This is a genomic window from Lysinibacillus sp. FSL M8-0134, from assembly GCF_038069745.1.
Classification (GTDB): Bacteria; Bacillota; Bacilli; order Bacillales_A; family Planococcaceae; genus Lysinibacillus; species Lysinibacillus irui.
In genome coordinates, this window is record NZ_JBBPAJ010000001.1 from 2,858,967 (window position 1) to 2,873,292 (window position 14,326).

At 36.8% G+C, this 14,326-nt stretch carries 17 protein-coding genes; 11 read left to right on the forward strand and 6 right to left on the reverse strand.

The annotated features are described in order from the left end of the window. Positions 1-121 precede the first annotated feature (121 nt). The 4 genes from MKY49_RS14635 (at position 122) to MKY49_RS14650 (ending at position 2,834) form a co-directional block, all read left to right on the forward strand. Positions 122-640, forward strand: a complete 519-nt coding sequence (locus MKY49_RS14635; protein WP_274793750.1) for a DUF1189 family protein — start codon at positions 122-124, stop codon at positions 638-640. A 52-nt stretch (positions 641-692) separates the two neighbouring features. Beyond that, on the forward strand, positions 693-1,037 hold the full coding sequence (locus MKY49_RS14640) for a hypothetical protein (RefSeq protein WP_274793751.1): 345 nt from the start codon (positions 693-695) through the stop codon (positions 1,035-1,037). Between the two features lie 96 nt (positions 1,038-1,133). Continuing rightward, a complete protein-coding gene (ispG, locus tag MKY49_RS14645; protein ID WP_274793752.1) occupies positions 1,134-2,249 on the forward strand; it encodes a flavodoxin-dependent (E)-4-hydroxy-3-methylbut-2-enyl-diphosphate synthase in 1,116 nt (371 codons plus the stop codon). A gap of 12 nt (positions 2,250-2,261) precedes the next feature. Then, a complete protein-coding gene (locus MKY49_RS14650; protein ID WP_274793753.1) occupies positions 2,262-2,834 on the forward strand; it encodes a 5' nucleotidase, NT5C type in 573 nt (190 codons plus the stop codon). A 124-nt stretch (positions 2,835-2,958) separates the two neighbouring features. Here the strand turns inward: MKY49_RS14650 and MKY49_RS14655 are convergent, their stop codons facing one another. Further along, positions 2,959-3,087 (reverse strand): hypothetical protein, encoded by a 129-nt coding sequence (locus MKY49_RS14655; protein WP_274793754.1) that lies wholly within the window; start codon positions 3,085-3,087, stop codon positions 2,959-2,961. 199 nt (positions 3,088-3,286) lie between these two features. Here MKY49_RS14655 and MKY49_RS14660 point away from each other — a divergent pair, with 199 nt between their 5' ends. The 6 genes from MKY49_RS14660 (at position 3,287) to MKY49_RS14685 (ending at position 7,813) form a co-directional block, all read left to right on the forward strand. After that, a complete protein-coding gene (locus tag MKY49_RS14660; protein WP_341386938.1) occupies positions 3,287-3,772 on the forward strand; it encodes a hypothetical protein in 486 nt (161 codons plus the stop codon). 218 nt (positions 3,773-3,990) lie between these two features. Next, positions 3,991-4,332, forward strand: coding sequence for a MerR family transcriptional regulator (locus MKY49_RS14665; RefSeq protein ID WP_396631790.1), 342 nt, complete (start codon positions 3,991-3,993; stop codon positions 4,330-4,332). Positions 4,333-4,364: 32 nt separating this feature from the next. Next, positions 4,365-5,699 carry a hemolysin family protein gene (locus MKY49_RS14670; RefSeq protein ID WP_322605689.1) on the forward strand — a complete coding sequence of 445 codons (1,335 nt, stop codon included), beginning with the start codon at positions 4,365-4,367 and terminating at the stop codon, positions 5,697-5,699. A 103-nt stretch (positions 5,700-5,802) separates the two neighbouring features. Then, positions 5,803-6,207, forward strand: a complete 405-nt coding sequence (locus MKY49_RS14675) for a hypothetical protein (protein ID WP_274793756.1) — start codon at positions 5,803-5,805, stop codon at positions 6,205-6,207. Positions 6,208-6,348: 141 nt separating this feature from the next. Further along, positions 6,349-6,798 (forward strand): helix-turn-helix domain-containing protein, encoded by a 450-nt coding sequence (locus MKY49_RS14680; RefSeq protein WP_274793757.1) that lies wholly within the window; start codon positions 6,349-6,351, stop codon positions 6,796-6,798. Between the two features lie 280 nt (positions 6,799-7,078). Then, complete coding sequence (locus MKY49_RS14685; protein ID WP_274793758.1) at positions 7,079-7,813, forward strand: metallophosphoesterase; 735 nt, start codon at positions 7,079-7,081, stop codon at positions 7,811-7,813. Between the two features lie 54 nt (positions 7,814-7,867). Here the strand turns inward: MKY49_RS14685 and cyoE are convergent, their stop codons facing one another. The 5 genes from cyoE to MKY49_RS14710 all read right to left on the reverse strand — a co-directional run bounded on the left by cyoE (position 7,868) and on the right by MKY49_RS14710 (position 11,788). Continuing rightward, a complete protein-coding gene (gene cyoE, locus MKY49_RS14690; protein ID WP_274793759.1) occupies positions 7,868-8,809 on the reverse strand; it encodes a heme o synthase in 942 nt (313 codons plus the stop codon). 314 nt (positions 8,810-9,123) lie between these two features. Further along, complete coding sequence (locus MKY49_RS14695) at positions 9,124-9,777, reverse strand: alpha/beta hydrolase (protein WP_274793760.1); 654 nt, start codon at positions 9,775-9,777, stop codon at positions 9,124-9,126. A gap of 38 nt (positions 9,778-9,815) precedes the next feature. Next, a complete protein-coding gene (locus tag MKY49_RS14700; RefSeq protein WP_341386579.1) occupies positions 9,816-10,373 on the reverse strand; it encodes a hypothetical protein in 558 nt (185 codons plus the stop codon). Positions 10,374-10,509: 136 nt separating this feature from the next. Beyond that, a complete protein-coding gene (locus tag MKY49_RS14705) occupies positions 10,510-11,211 on the reverse strand; it encodes a tetratricopeptide repeat protein (RefSeq protein WP_341386580.1) in 702 nt (233 codons plus the stop codon). 97 nt (positions 11,212-11,308) lie between these two features. Beyond that, entirely contained in the window at positions 11,309-11,788 is a 480-nt protein-coding gene (locus MKY49_RS14710) for a thioredoxin family protein (protein WP_274793763.1), read from the reverse strand. Between the two features lie 194 nt (positions 11,789-11,982). On the opposite strand from MKY49_RS14710, the gene MKY49_RS14715 reads away from it, so the two are divergent. Beyond that, positions 11,983-14,277 (forward strand): YhgE/Pip domain-containing protein, encoded by a 2,295-nt coding sequence (locus MKY49_RS14715; RefSeq protein WP_322605684.1) that lies wholly within the window; start codon positions 11,983-11,985, stop codon positions 14,275-14,277. Positions 14,278-14,326: the final 49 nt, after the last annotated feature.

The window sequence follows — 14,326 nt, forward strand, 5'->3', positions numbered from 1 at the left end:
GAAATCCTTTAACTTCTTTACATAATGTTAACATTTTATCATCTAAACTGACTTCATTTATACTTCTTTCATACCTTGTCCTCTACGAACATGTTAAACTATCACTTGGAGGAGATATAGCATGAAACACTCACAGCTTTTTATCGATAGTCTTATTCATCCTAAAAAACTAGCAGCCTATCGTTTATTACCTATTGGAAAGGTTATTCAATATACTTTTCTACTCATTACCATCGTATCCGTATTCTCTTTAGGTCGCTTTGCGGCTGGTATGTCAGTCGATACGTTTGATATGGATAATTTCAATGGTTTAACCGAATACATAGATGGCATTAAATGGCTCTTATATCCATTCACATTTCTGATGCTTTTTGTCTTTACAACGATGCTCATCTTTGCACAAATTGCTCTTTATGCTTTAGCTGGTTTATTTATCCTTAAAGTGATGAAACGCCGTGGAGAATATCGTCACATCTGGAGAACAACTACTTTTGCTATTACTTGGGCAACTTTACTATCGATGCTAGCAGACTATTTACCAATTAACAGTACCATTATCTCTGTACTCTCTTTATTATTAACTGTTACTCTATTAATTGTGGCCTTTACAAAATATCCGAAACAACCAAATATAAAATAATGTGCATGAATCCCCCCTCTTCTAAATATAGTGTAGAAAAGGAGGGGATTTTTTGCGCGCATTCATCTTAACAGCTATCATCATTGTCATCGCCTTTGTTGTCAAAGTAGATTTAACAGAAGGGTCCATACCGCTGGCTGCTTTAACCACGAAAAACTCAGAAAATGGACTTTGTGAGAAACAGCGTGAGCCCAATTATATTACAGTACAAACGATTGAAGGAGATACCATTCATAGCCTATTTGCCCTACACCCTGCAAAAGTTCCCATGACCTTTCCAGAACGCTTACAACTTTTTTATAACTTAAACCCACACTTACAATTACAAGCACTAATTCCTGGTGAAAATATCAAGCTTCCTCTCTCGTTTGAATTTGAAAACAAATGCCTAAAATGAAAAGTTAGCGTTTCTTCCTTGTCCTTATTTTCTTACACTGCTAAAATAAATGACAGTGACGGCTGAAAATAGTGGCCCGAAAAGGAGAGAAAGTTAATGAGTGAAATTTGTCACCGTTCAAATACACGTCCTGTACGTGTCGGTAACTTAACAATTGGTGGTAGTAATGAATTATTCATTCAAAGTATGTGTACAACCAAAACACATGATGTAGAAGCAACAGTTGCGGAAATTCTTCGTCTTGAGGAAGCAGGCTGTCAGATTGTTCGTGTTGCTGTACCAGATGAACGTGCAGCAGATGCGATTGCTGAAATTAAAAAACGTATCCATATTCCATTAGTAGCTGATATTCATTTTGACTATAGATTAGCATTAAAAGCCATTGAAAATGGTATTGATAAAGTACGTATTAACCCAGGCAATATTGGTCGTAAAGAAAAAGTAGAAGCGGTTGTCAATGCTGCCAAAGCAAAAGGTATACCAATCCGTATTGGTGTAAATGCTGGTTCATTAGAGCGTCATATTTTAGAAAAATACGGCTATCCTACAGCAGATGGTATGGTTGAGTCGGCTCTTCACCATATTAAAATTTTGGAAGACTTGGACTTCCACGATATTATCGTATCGATGAAGGCATCTGACGTAAATCTTGCTATTGAAGCCTATGAAAAAGCCTCTAAGGCCTTTAATTACCCGCTACATTTAGGTATTACTGAATCAGGTACGCTATTTGCTGGTACCGTAAAATCAGCAGCAGGACTTGGAGCCATTCTATCAAAAGGAATTGGGAACACATTGCGTATTTCACTATCTGCTGACCCAGTAGAAGAAGTAAAAGTAGCACGAGAACTATTAAAATCATTTGGTCTAGCTTCAAACATGGCTACCCTAATCTCTTGTCCAACATGTGGACGCATTGAGATTGATTTAATTTCCATTGCCAATGAAGTAGAAGAATATATTTCGAAATTAAATGTACCTTTAAAAGTAGCTGTATTAGGCTGTGCAGTAAACGGCCCTGGTGAAGCACGTGAAGCAGATATCGGTATTGCCGGTGCACGTGGCGAAGGCTTACTATTCATGAAAGGGAAAACGGTCCGTAAAGTCCCTGAAGAAACAATGGTGGAAGAGCTGAAAAAAGAAATTGATAAATTGGCGGCAGAAATGGAAGAAAAGCGCGCCGCAGAAGAAGCTCAAAAAGCGAATGCCTAAGGAGGTACTAGCATGAAAAAGCCCCGCTTTGGTATTGATATTGATGGGACTGTAACATGTCCAAGTACACTCATTCCACATATTAATAAACAATATAACGTAAATATTACGCTTGATGACGTTTGCGAATACGATTTTTTATCTGCCTTTCCACACCCTGTTGACCGAGGTGCCTTTAACACATGGTTTAAGGAAAATGAGCCGTACATGTATGAAGTCTCTGAAGTAGCAAAAGATGCAAAAAATATTCTAACTGCTTGGAAAAACAATTTCGAGCTGTATTATATTTCTGCACGAGGTGAAAATGTAGCAGATATCACTGTTAATTGGTTTAAAACGCAAGCTATCCCTTACGATCATATCGAGCTTCTCGGTAGCCATGATAAATTGGCTGCTGCAAAAAAACATCATGTAGAAGCTTTTTTTGAGGATAAGCACGATAATGCGGTGATGCTTGCTGAAGAGCTAAAAATTCCTGTCGTATTATTTGATACACCATATAACCGTCTGGCTGTCCCTGACAACGTTGTAAGGGTTTATAACTGGCATGAAGCAAATCAATTTATCACAAATTATTTCAAATAAGACAGAGTCGTGTTCCAATATGGACACGACTCTTTTCATTCTACCGTTATATGTCATAGATTTTGAATAAACATGCATTTTTCAAAAAAATTGAGCCCATGATGGCAAGTTCAATTCCTTTTCACTAAACCTCCAGAATTCCTCGTAACCAACGCTCCACAAAGTTTTCAAAGGTAATACCATAAGTATCATAAACAGCATGATAAACAAAATACGTCCCTAATCGATCAAGCATCTCATCATTAATTTTCATCACAAACCGCTCCCTTTCTCCTCAATATTTTACTAAATTTTCAGACTTTTATACTTCCAAAATGCCGAACAATCAAGTGGAGGTCGCATCGTTGCAAAACCGTCACAATCTGCCGCCTTCATGCCCTTTCTTCGTATTTTTCTTTTCGATAAGATAGTAATAACAACTTACTAGACTGGAGGGACTACTTGTGAAATGGATGACAAAAGTTGCTTGTATGTCATGCATCTGTGCACTACTGTCTGGCTGCGGTGATCGAATATCAGAAATAAAGGATGCTGCTTCGGGCATCAATTCAGCGGCCAACTCCGCAGCTAGTGCAGTTAGTCGAGATGTACATGCTATACGCGCTATAGACATTAACTATCAAGACACATCATTTACAGTTAATGACCTATTTAAAACTATTTTACGTGACATACGCTGGGATTATGACCCCGAAAAAAATGAGCTACATGTGAGAGGTACTTGGCAGCCCCCACTATTTTCTGACCAGTCATGGAATAAAGAGATGAAAGAAATGCTTGCTGAAGCTGGTGTTGTGACCGTTTCATGTAAAATAATCGATGACAAAATTGATAGCTCTCAAACAAAAGTAACTCTTACATATAACGGGGAAATTCTCTTAGAACAAAATGGTGAAGATGCACTCCATCACCTATATGATGCCTATTTACTTCCATAAACATAGTAACGTTTCTGGCATTCAATTGTGTCAGAAACGTTATTTTTTCCATCGAAGAAATCTTACAATTTTGAAATATCGATACCAATCATTTGAATTAATAAAAACCATCACGTTATAATTAAAGCATCACGTGATGGTTTGGAGGTGTTTGCATTGGGACAGATAAATTAAAAATTGGCGAGCTTGCAGAAAAAACTGGCATAACGAAACGAACAATTGATTACTATACAAATATTGGTTTGTTGGATGCAGAGCGTTCTGCAACGAATTATCGCTACTATGACTCTACTATGATTGAACGGCTTCATTTTATTGAACGACGCAAACAACAGGGGCTTACACTTGTGGAAATCCAACATGAAATGAACATCACACCATATGAAGAAATTGACGTACAAATGCTTCGTTTAAAAATGCAAGACTTAGAGCATGATGTCACTTCTCTGCTAGAACAACTAGATAAGCAAGATCATAAAAAAATTGAACATATAAAGAAAAACGTTTCCCCTGAAAGTATTGCCTTAATGCAATCTTTACTATTACTCATTCATAATTAGGAGGTGACGTTCTGTTTCTACAGAACGACTATTTGGAGACCATAATAAACTTATCGATTTTTACCATTTTATTAGCATTAACAGGCTTTTTCGTGGCAACAGAATTTGCCATTGTAAAGGTACGTTCCTCAAGATTGGATCAGCTAATTGCAGAGGGCAATAAAAAAGCGATTGCTGCAAAACATGTTGTTAGTCATTTAGATGAATACTTATCTGCCTGCCAATTAGGGATTACAGTAACAGCCCTTGGTATCGGGATGGTTGGAGAAAAAACGTTTGAATTTATGCTTCATCCTCTATTTGAAATGGTCGGCATTTCAGATAAGTATATGACGATCTTTACGATTGGTACGGCCTTTGCCATTGCCACATTTTTACATGTAGTAGTTGGTGAGTTAGCTCCAAAAACTGCAGCCATTCAAAAGGCAGAAACGATTACGCTTCTATTTGCAAAGCCCATTATGTTTTTCTATAAAATAATGTATCCGTTCATTTGGTTCTTAAATGGCTCTGCACGCGTTTTGGTTGGTTTATTTGGCATGAAGCCTGCTAGTGAACATGAGCTTTCACATACAGAGGAAGAATTGCGTTTATTGCTATCTGAAAGCTTTAAAAGTGGTGAAATTAATAAATCCGAGCTGAAATATGTGAATAATGTCTTTGAATTTGACGAACGTATTGCTCGTGAAATCATGGTTCCCAGAACAGAAATTGTCGGGATTGAACAAAATGAATCCTTTACAACGATTATTCATACTATTGCCGCTGAAAAATATACGCGCTACCCTATTTTTGATGGTGACCGCGATAATATTTTAGGCTTTATCAATGCAAAGGAACTTTTTACACACGGCTTACTCGAACAACTTACAGACGAGACATTAGTACTGGAAGATTTCATTAACCCAGTTATTCGAGTCATTGAAACAATTCCTATTCAGGAACTACTCGTACGCATGCAAAAAGAGCGCATCCATATGGCCATTTTAATGGATGAATATGGAGGTACATCTGGACTAGTGACTGTTGAAGACATCTTAGAAGAAATTGTTGGTGAAATCCGAGATGAATTTGATGATGATGAAATTGCAGATATTCGAAAAATTACAGATCATCACTATATATTAAATGCAAAAATGCTTATAGAGGATGTTGAAAATCTATTAAACATTACGCTAGATGCAGAGGAAGTAGAAACTTTAGGTGGTTGGTTCTTAACTGTCAATAATGGCATTAAAGCATCAAAAAACATTGAGCTCGACTCCTTTGTTTTTAGCATCTATGAGCAGCAAGGACATCAAATTCACTATATCGAGGTTCGACCTCTCAGAAAAACAGCCTCCGTCATAACAGAAGTACAAATGTAATGGTATAGCAAGGCTCCCAAAAAATTATTCCTTATTCCATTAATAGCCATCGCACTATATAATGAATATAGCAATAGGATTCTAGTTTCAGGAGGCAATATTCATGACATTATTTAAGCTATATCATTCAGACGGTATTCATATTATTTCTGATGTGAAAAAACACAAAACAAATATTGAACTAAAAACAATTACAGGCGAGGTCCTATATATTATCGTAGTGACAGATGAAAACTACACAGTGTACGACGATCGTTTTGCGGGTGCTTCTAAGCAATTAAACTCTGTAGAAGCTTTCGATATTGATGGCAGCTTTCGCAGTCTAGATTTCGATAATATGCGTTCTTTATTTAAAGAAGCCTTTACAAAGCTTTTACAGGAGATTGCTGAATGTGTTCAAAATAAAGAGGAGCTAGTCGATATTGATACGCTTCGCCATAAAGTGAGCGCACAAATTAAAGGCATCCACTTCCGTGTCATCTCCGATACGAAAAAATATGAGATTTAACATTCAACAGACTGTTCTATAATGAACAGTCTGTTTCCTTTTACCTCGTTTCTCTTCCCAACCCACTATTGAAACAGAAACACGTCATCTTACTTTCATGTATAATGGAACATAACAATCTGAAAATAAGGGGTGTTTAGGATGAATCGTGAACAATTAATCACACTCATTTCAGAAAAACTGAAATTAATCCGCACAGAAAAAACTTTTACACAGGATCAAATGAGTGATTTACTAGGACTTTCGAAGAAAACACTAGTCCAAATTGAAAAAGGCCGTATTCTAGCAGGATGGACAACCACTGTTGCCGTTTGCACGCTATGTCGTGACAGCACCATTTTACAGCATGAGCTTGGAGGCGATCCTTTAGAGGTTGTAGATTTAATTGCGAATAATGGCACATTACAGCCAAAAGAAAAAACAATGGGTGGATACATATGGTGGAAAAATATAAGTGAGCATGATGGTTTTCGTTTACAGCAAAATGTCATCAGCCAGCATTTCCGCATTTTAGACAACAATAACTTTCGCCTTATTTCAACCTTTGATGAACAAATAGCTACGAAGGCATGGGAAAAATTGAAGCTTTAATCTTATAGCAAGCTACTTTTCTTTGCTCGAACAGTAGAAGCTTTACTAGTTGCTTCTACTGTTATGCGTGGTCTTCTCCCCTCTCTTCCCCTCATCCCACTAGACAAATGAATAAAGAAATAAAATCACCTATCATATGATAAAGTAAAAAATAGTAGTAAGAGAATTGTTTCTTTGAAAGTTCTATGAAATAAGTCCAAGAGAAGCTGGAACAGTCGAAATTTGTAGAATAATTCTCTATACTGAAAAGTAGTGGTACTATTAGAAAGGATGCTCGTAAATGAATCGAATACTAGCAATTAGTGATATACATGGAGAACTAGGGCTGTTAGAAGAATTGCTTTTAAAAGCAAACTACGATCCACAAAGCGACCAGCTTTTTTTACTTGGTGATTACATCGACAGAGGTCCCTCTTCTAGTGGTGTATTAAATTTAGTTGGTGAACTACAAGCATTGGGTGCAAGGGTGTTGCTAGGAAACCACGAGGCCATCATGCTGAATGCCTGCCGTTCTGGCCTTGCTAAGCCATGGAACCATTGGGTGGGGCTATGTGGTGGAGAGGCCACACTGGCAAGCTATGGCTACCAATTAGAAGACTTTGAGGAAGCGATCCAAAGCAATACTTTGCCTAGCTTTATTAAAACATTGCCAAAACTTGAAGAACATTTACAATTAATCGAAACCTTTGACATCTATATTGAATTAGAGGATGCTATTTTTGTCCATGGTGGTGTTGTACCCGAAGTCGCTATAGCTGACACCGATCCTATGAGATTGCTTTGGATTCGTGAGGAATTCCATGCAGGCTATCATGGGGATAAAACGGTTATCTTTGGCCATACCCCTACTTATAATCTACATCAAAATCCAACCGATTATCGGGTGTATTTTGGGGAAAATAATATCATTGGCATTGATGGTGGCGCTGTTTTTGGCGGACAATTGCATGCATTTGAGTGGCCAAGTCGCCGAATTTTTTCAGTGGATAATAAAAAACCAACAAGTGAAGAGTAACTTGTTGGTTTTTTTGTTTTTGTAAGCTCAACATGCAGAGGCGTAATAGGGTTATTAATATAGTTTAAAGATAACCCCTACTAGGGAGTACACAATGACTGTTGAGAATAGTATTGTCATATGGAATAGTGAAAAGACAAACATTTTTGTAGCCCATTTCACTTGATCTGTATTACTGTGATAACCATAAATACTCATCGCGAGCCAAGCAATACTTAATATTAAAGCCACAAGCATAATGCCTACACTTAACGAGCCAAATAAAAAGCTTGATAAAATCAATAAGATTAAATAAAAATTAGTTTGATAATACGTACGGCGCATTCCTTTTACAACAGGTAGCATTGGCACACTAGCTGCTTCATAGTCTATACGTTTGCGAATCGCAATGGCATAAAAGTGAGGCATTTGCCAAATCACCATCACAAAAAATAAGCCTAGTATTGCAGGGTGCGTAACGTCTGAAGAGACAGCAGACCATCCAATTAATGGTGGTACTGCACCACTAATACTGCCAATTTCCGTATTATATATCGTACGACGTTTTGTCCACATTGTGTATGGGACAACATATAGGAATACACCTAATAACCCAAATGCAGCAGCTAATGGTGAAGCAAGTGCTAACACAGCTACTCCAATAATTAACATGACGACAGCTAATGATAAAGTCGATTTCGCTGACATTTCCCCTGTTACAGTTGGTCGATTTTGTGTACGGGGCATAATTGCATCAATATCACGGTCATAGACATTATTAAATGCCCCTGCTGCTCCAATTACAAGGGCGGAACCGATTGTTGAAAAAATGATTTCAGGTATATTGTCTATAAACGCCATTTTATTTTTGTACATGCCTAGCGTTAAACCAGCCCACATAGGAATTAAATTGGATTTAATAATCCCTGTTTTGACTGTTTGCGCTAAAATAGTAGAGCGTGATGAATTCCCACGTGAGGATTGCGGTTTATGCTCCGTTTTCAGATTTTGTTCCATTCATTTTAATTCCTTTTCTCCATAATTTCTAAACGCTTCCCTCGATACGAAGCGACAAAATTTGCATCTAGCACATCAAATTATTATTTTACCCCTTTTAGATGGGTTCTGTCTCTATGTTCACATAAAGTACATGTTTTCATCTAATAAAGCACGCTCATTCACAACATCTTCTATGATACCACCGACTGACATGAATTTGAACCTTCTTGACTCGATTCTTCCAATCACTATTGGAGAAAAATAATTTAATACAATGTTTCATGTTGAAGCAACTAAAAAAACCGAGACAATATTTTGCCTCGGATTTCTACTTATTGAATTTCTTCCTGTAGTTGCTGTGCTAAAAACGTCACAAGGTCACGCATATTTTCTGGCGTTACACCATGTCCATCTGGATATTGTTTAAATGTCACCGTAGCACCAAATTGTTCAAAGATCTCTTTGCTTTCCATGCCCCATTGAGAAGGTATTACATAATCATAATCTCCGTGTGAAATAAAAGCATGCAAATGGTCTACAGAGCGGATGGCATATTCCTCAGTAACAAATTTTGGTGTATAGCCACTTAATGCGATGATCCCAGTCACTAAATTCCCCATAACAAAGGCAAGTGATTGAGCTAATACTGCACCTTGGCTAAAGCCTAATACAAATACTTTATGAGGATCAATTTGATATTCATCAATGGCCTCTAATATAAATCGTTGTAATGCCACTAACACTTTATCGAAGATAGCACGATCTGGTTGCCCTACCTCTTGAATGGTGAAAAATGCATAGCCAGGATGTTGGGTAATTGGCCCTCGTAAACTAAAAATATGACATTGCTCTTTGAATTCCTGCACTAACTGTGGTAAATCATCCTCATGACTGCCCATACCATGCAGTAAAAAAATAGCTGGGTATTTTTTAGTAGGGTCCATATTTGTTGGTTGTGTATGTTTAAAAGTAAATGGTGTATTCATTCAATCAATTTCCTTTCACGTAAACCTTTGTAACAAAGTTAGCATAATTTCGTTTTATTAATCAATCCATCTGTATGGTAAGCAATATAGCCATTAACAATACGGATAGTCTCTTGTGGATCTGCGTCAAAGAGAATTGTTGATTGCTCTGGCGTTGATACAAGAACAGTTAATAAATCCATGCGCATGGAATGACCAGCAGAGCTATACGCATAGTCATAAATAATCGCTTCCTCCGTCATGCCTTCCGTCTCATACTGCTTGTGGAATAAGTCCTTTGCTGCATCTAGTTGCTCAGCCACTTGTTGACGAATTCTCATCTGATGCATTAATAATTCCTCTTCCAAAGCTGCAGGCTCTAGCCACTTTTTCGCTTCAAGCATTTTTAAAAATTCTTGCTCCCACGCCTGTTCATTTTCAGTAAAATAAAGCATATTAACCATTAGCATATCCCAAAAGTCCGTTGACGTTTTAGCTGATTGTCGCTGCATGGCAATTGTTTCTTTAAAATGCTCTTCCACTTTTGTGATATTCATATTGCGAACTAAATGATTACAAACGTTTTCAATAAACTTATTTGCCACTTCTTGTGCCATAAAAATCCGTCCTTTATATCTACAAATCATTTTCTTTCTTATCATACCATGATTGTGAAATATGGCAACGAACCCAGCTCACTTGATTTCTAAGTAAAAAGGATGTCTCCGTAGCTATTGGAAACATCCGATTATCTTATGAGAAAACATAGCTATCCATATTGTCGATTGTATTTTGAATGGCATCTTTCAATGATTTTTGCTCTTCGCCACAAGAAGCCAGCGCATCCTCCAAAGTAAGTGCCGCATTCGCCATAAATGGAGCCATTTGCAGATCCTTGGCTAATTGAATAAGTACAAGAGCTCTATTCCATTTCCAACGAGGATTTGTGGGATCTAGCTGAATCGCTTGCTCCAAATAACCAAGCGCATCGAAAGGTATCCAGCCAAAGCGGTGCATCGTCTGCCCTGTGATCCCCCAATAGACAGCTTTATTTGGATTTTCCTTCACTGCTTGTTGGAAGCAGTGAACACTCTCATTGTAATGATGTGCAAATAAGAACAGCTCCCCTTGTGTAAAAAAGGATTGTGCTTTATCTGATGGTGTTCCTGTTTTCGCCACTTCCTCCAATTGCTGAATACGCTTCGCAAATGCCGCTTCATCTTTTATTGCACGTATTTCAGCTACTAGATCAGATTCTGGATAGCTTTCGTCAGCTCGTTCTGTATGCTGAACTTCTAAATGAGCAGTTGGCTTTGGATAGTGATCCAATTCATACTGTTCTAATAAATTGATATATTTTTGTGCCAGTGCTTTTTCCTCTTCATTTGTTACCTTCTTCGCTAATTCATAGCATTTCATTAGCTCGCCATTATAAAAATATTCATCCATTGACATTGACATTTCCTCCAGTGTACAACTTTTCAGTATTTTTAGTATACACTACAAAAACAAAAAGAGATTGTATCAAAATTTGACACAATCTCGCTTTTCTCTATTTTTTTAACACAACAGTATTTAAGAATGTTCTTAAATCTTCTTCTTTAAGAGCTCCTACAAAGCGATTTACTTCTTTACCATCTTCGAAACGAATAAATGTTGGCGTTGCTTCAATATTATATTTCTCCCATAAATCTTCATATTCATAGACATTCAATTGTGCAATATCAACACCTAATTCATCAGCAATTGGCATTAACTCTGGTGTAAATGCTTGACAGTGTACACAAATTGGACTGAAGAAGTAAGCATTGACCGGTTCACCCGCTTTAATTTTAGCTTCTAGTTCATCTGGTAACATAATGTTTTGATAGTTTTCATCATCTAATTGATCAATTGTTTCTTGTTTTAGCTTTTTATCGCCATAGGGGTTGTTTGCACTTTCTAACTTACTTTTGTTTGAGACATTGGTAAGCACAATAATTGCTGCAAATAAGACAACAATAACGGAACCAATAATTAATAATTTTTTCACTAAAGTAGTGACCTCCTTTTTCACACTAAAAGCCTAGTTTTAGTGTATTCGCGATTGATTATAAAGTTTTTCAAAAACCTAGTAAACTAATTTGCCTTTAAATGAAGATATTTCACATTTATAACATAATTTTAAGTGAATTTGGGAACATACATAATGAGAGTTCATGCAAAATTTGAATGTGGGGTGATTAAATGAAAAACTCGTTTCAGCATGTGTTTCAAATTTATTCAAAGGATATTCGCAACATTGTTACAAACTGGGTTGTAGCTGTCATTATAGGAGGGCTCATCTTCCTTCCATCTCTTTATGCCTGGCTTAATATTTATGCCTCCATGGACCCATACGCCCACACATCTAATATGAAGATTGCTATTGTAAATGAAGATACTGGAACAAATGTCCGAGGGGATACAATCAATGTCGGAAAGGAAGTTATAGAAAATTTACGGACAAATAAAAGTTTTACTTGGGAGTTAGAAACGGAGAAAAAAGCGATTGATCATTTAAAAAATGGCGATTACTTTGCCGCCATAGTCATTCCCAAAGATTTTTCCGAAAAGCTAACGTCGATTCTTACAGATCAACCAACGAAAGCCCATATCGACTATTATGTAAACGAAAAAAAGAATCCTATTGCCCCTAAAATAACAAGTAAAGGAGCAAGTGTTCTTACTCAGCAGGTTTCGAATGAATTTGTATCGACTGTTAATGGCACTCTTTTTTCTATTTTTAATACAATTGGCGTTGAAATGGAACGTGATATTCCTGATTTCCGCAAATTTGAAAACTATGTCTTTACCATAGAACAGCATTTACCTGATATCAACTCATTTTTAACACAAGCATCTAAGCAAGGAAAAGATGCCAATCAATTATTGAATCAAGCTCTTACACAAATACCCCAAGTGGAACAATTGACAACGGACGGTTTAACGACCATTCAGAAGGGTTTACATTTAGTAAATGAAGCGGATGCTCTATTTAATGAGCTATCTCCAGTTATTAAAAAGGATGTCGCAACTGTCCAACAGATTGCACAACATTTTTCAGATATCATTACTAAATTAAATAATATTAACGTCGATCCAACTTCTATTGCAGAAAAGAAAGAGGCAATTAAAAATCAATTGACAAAGTCCAAAGATAACATAAGCAATAGCATTCAAACGCTGGAAGCATTGCAAAAATTAATTCAAGCAGATGCTACCACTCGTAAGCAATTGGTTGATTCCTTAACTGCTGTCATCACTTCTTTACAGGAAAGTAATGCCGAAGACAACCAACAACTCATTGAACAGCTTACAACGATTCGAGAAGCCTTACAGCGTAATCCAAGCTTTAATGATTCAACTACAGGCGCACTTAACGCATTACAACAATTGCACACTTTACATGATGATGTTCTAAATAAAATAGAACAAATAAAGCCTATTGATAAAGAAGTCATCAAACAAGATGTCGCTGCCATACAACAAATCGCACAAAACGCAACGGCCAATTTGCAAAAATTTCTATCGTACTATAACGATAGTTTAGAACCGCAAATTCGATCGACGTTATCTAGTGCTCAACAGACATTAACGAATGCTTCGACGATGCTGACCAATGTAAAACAATTCATTCCTCAGGCAAAAGATAAATTAACACAGGCCAAAAATACACTAGGAACAGCCAATAATGCCATTCAAAAAATACAAACGGAATTTCCAACTTTAAGTTCAAAAATTAAAGAATTAGCAAATAAACTACGTACACTTGAAGAGGAAGCAGACATTGCTGAGATTGTGCAATTATTAAAAAATGATGTCAATGCTGAACGTGACTTCTTTGAGGAACCCATTAAACTAAAGGAACATCGCGTATTCCCAATTGCAAACTATGGCACGGCCATGACACCGTTTTACACTGTACTATCTATTTGGGTTGGATGTTTATTATTAATTTCCTTATTATCTGTGAATCTTCATGGAGATACGTCATACAGTATTCGAGAAATTTACTTTGGCCGACTATTAACATTTGCAACATTTTCTTTTATTCAAACACTTATTATTACCATCGGAGATATTTTCTTACTTGATGGCTCTATTCAAGCACCCGCCTATTTTGTATTATTTGGTCTTTTCATCAGTCTCGTATTTATAACCGTAGTCTACACACTCGTATCTGTCTTTGGGAATGTAGGTAAAGCATTAGCTATTGTGATGCTCGTTCTGCAAATTGCTGGCTCTGGTGGAACTTATCCGATCGAATTACTACCAAGGTTTTTCCAACTAATCAATCCTTTTTTACCTTTTACCTATGCCATTGAAATGATGCGTGAGGCAGTTGGAGGGATTATTTGGACATCTGTCTGGACAGATCTCATCTTCTTAATTGGTTTCTGGTTTATTTTTATCTTGTTTGGCTTTTTCTTAAAAAAGTTATTGAGCGAGAAAATGGAACATTTCATGAACAAAACACGTGGATTAGATATATTTCATTGATTTGCAACAAGGCTGCCTGTAAATGTTTAAGAGAACAATGTTATAATGG

What these genes read in the sequence shown, in the direction of transcription:
- MKY49_RS14635 (WP_274793750.1), top strand. Translation starts at nt 122, where the DNA reads ATGAAACACTCACAGCTTTTTATCGATAGTCTTATTCATCCTAAAAAA.
- ispG (WP_274793752.1), top strand. Translation starts at nt 1,134, where the DNA reads ATGAGTGAAATTTGTCACCGTTCAAATACACGTCCTGTACGTGTCGGT.
- MKY49_RS14650 (WP_274793753.1), top strand. Translation starts at nt 2,262, where the DNA reads ATGAAAAAGCCCCGCTTTGGTATTGATATTGATGGGACTGTAACATGT.
- MKY49_RS14655 (WP_274793754.1), bottom strand. Translation starts at nt 3,087, where the DNA reads ATGAAAATTAATGATGAGATGCTTGATCGATTAGGGACGTATTTTGTT.
- MKY49_RS14660 (WP_341386938.1), top strand. Translation starts at nt 3,287, where the DNA reads ATGACAAAAGTTGCTTGTATGTCATGCATCTGTGCACTACTGTCTGGC.
- MKY49_RS14675 (WP_274793756.1), top strand. Translation starts at nt 5,803, where the DNA reads ATGACATTATTTAAGCTATATCATTCAGACGGTATTCATATTATTTCT.
- MKY49_RS14680 (WP_274793757.1), top strand. Translation starts at nt 6,349, where the DNA reads ATGAATCGTGAACAATTAATCACACTCATTTCAGAAAAACTGAAATTA.
- MKY49_RS14685 (WP_274793758.1), top strand. Translation starts at nt 7,079, where the DNA reads ATGAATCGAATACTAGCAATTAGTGATATACATGGAGAACTAGGGCTG.
- cyoE (WP_274793759.1), bottom strand. Translation starts at nt 8,809, where the DNA reads ATGGAACAAAATCTGAAAACGGAGCATAAACCGCAATCCTCACGTGGG.
- MKY49_RS14695 (WP_274793760.1), bottom strand. Translation starts at nt 9,777, where the DNA reads ATGAATACACCATTTACTTTTAAACATACACAACCAACAAATATGGAC.
- MKY49_RS14700 (WP_341386579.1), bottom strand. Translation starts at nt 10,373, where the DNA reads ATGGCACAAGAAGTGGCAAATAAGTTTATTGAAAACGTTTGTAATCAT.
- MKY49_RS14705 (WP_341386580.1), bottom strand. Translation starts at nt 11,211, where the DNA reads ATGTCAATGGATGAATATTTTTATAATGGCGAGCTAATGAAATGCTAT.
- MKY49_RS14715 (WP_322605684.1), top strand. Translation starts at nt 11,983, where the DNA reads ATGAAAAACTCGTTTCAGCATGTGTTTCAAATTTATTCAAAGGATATT.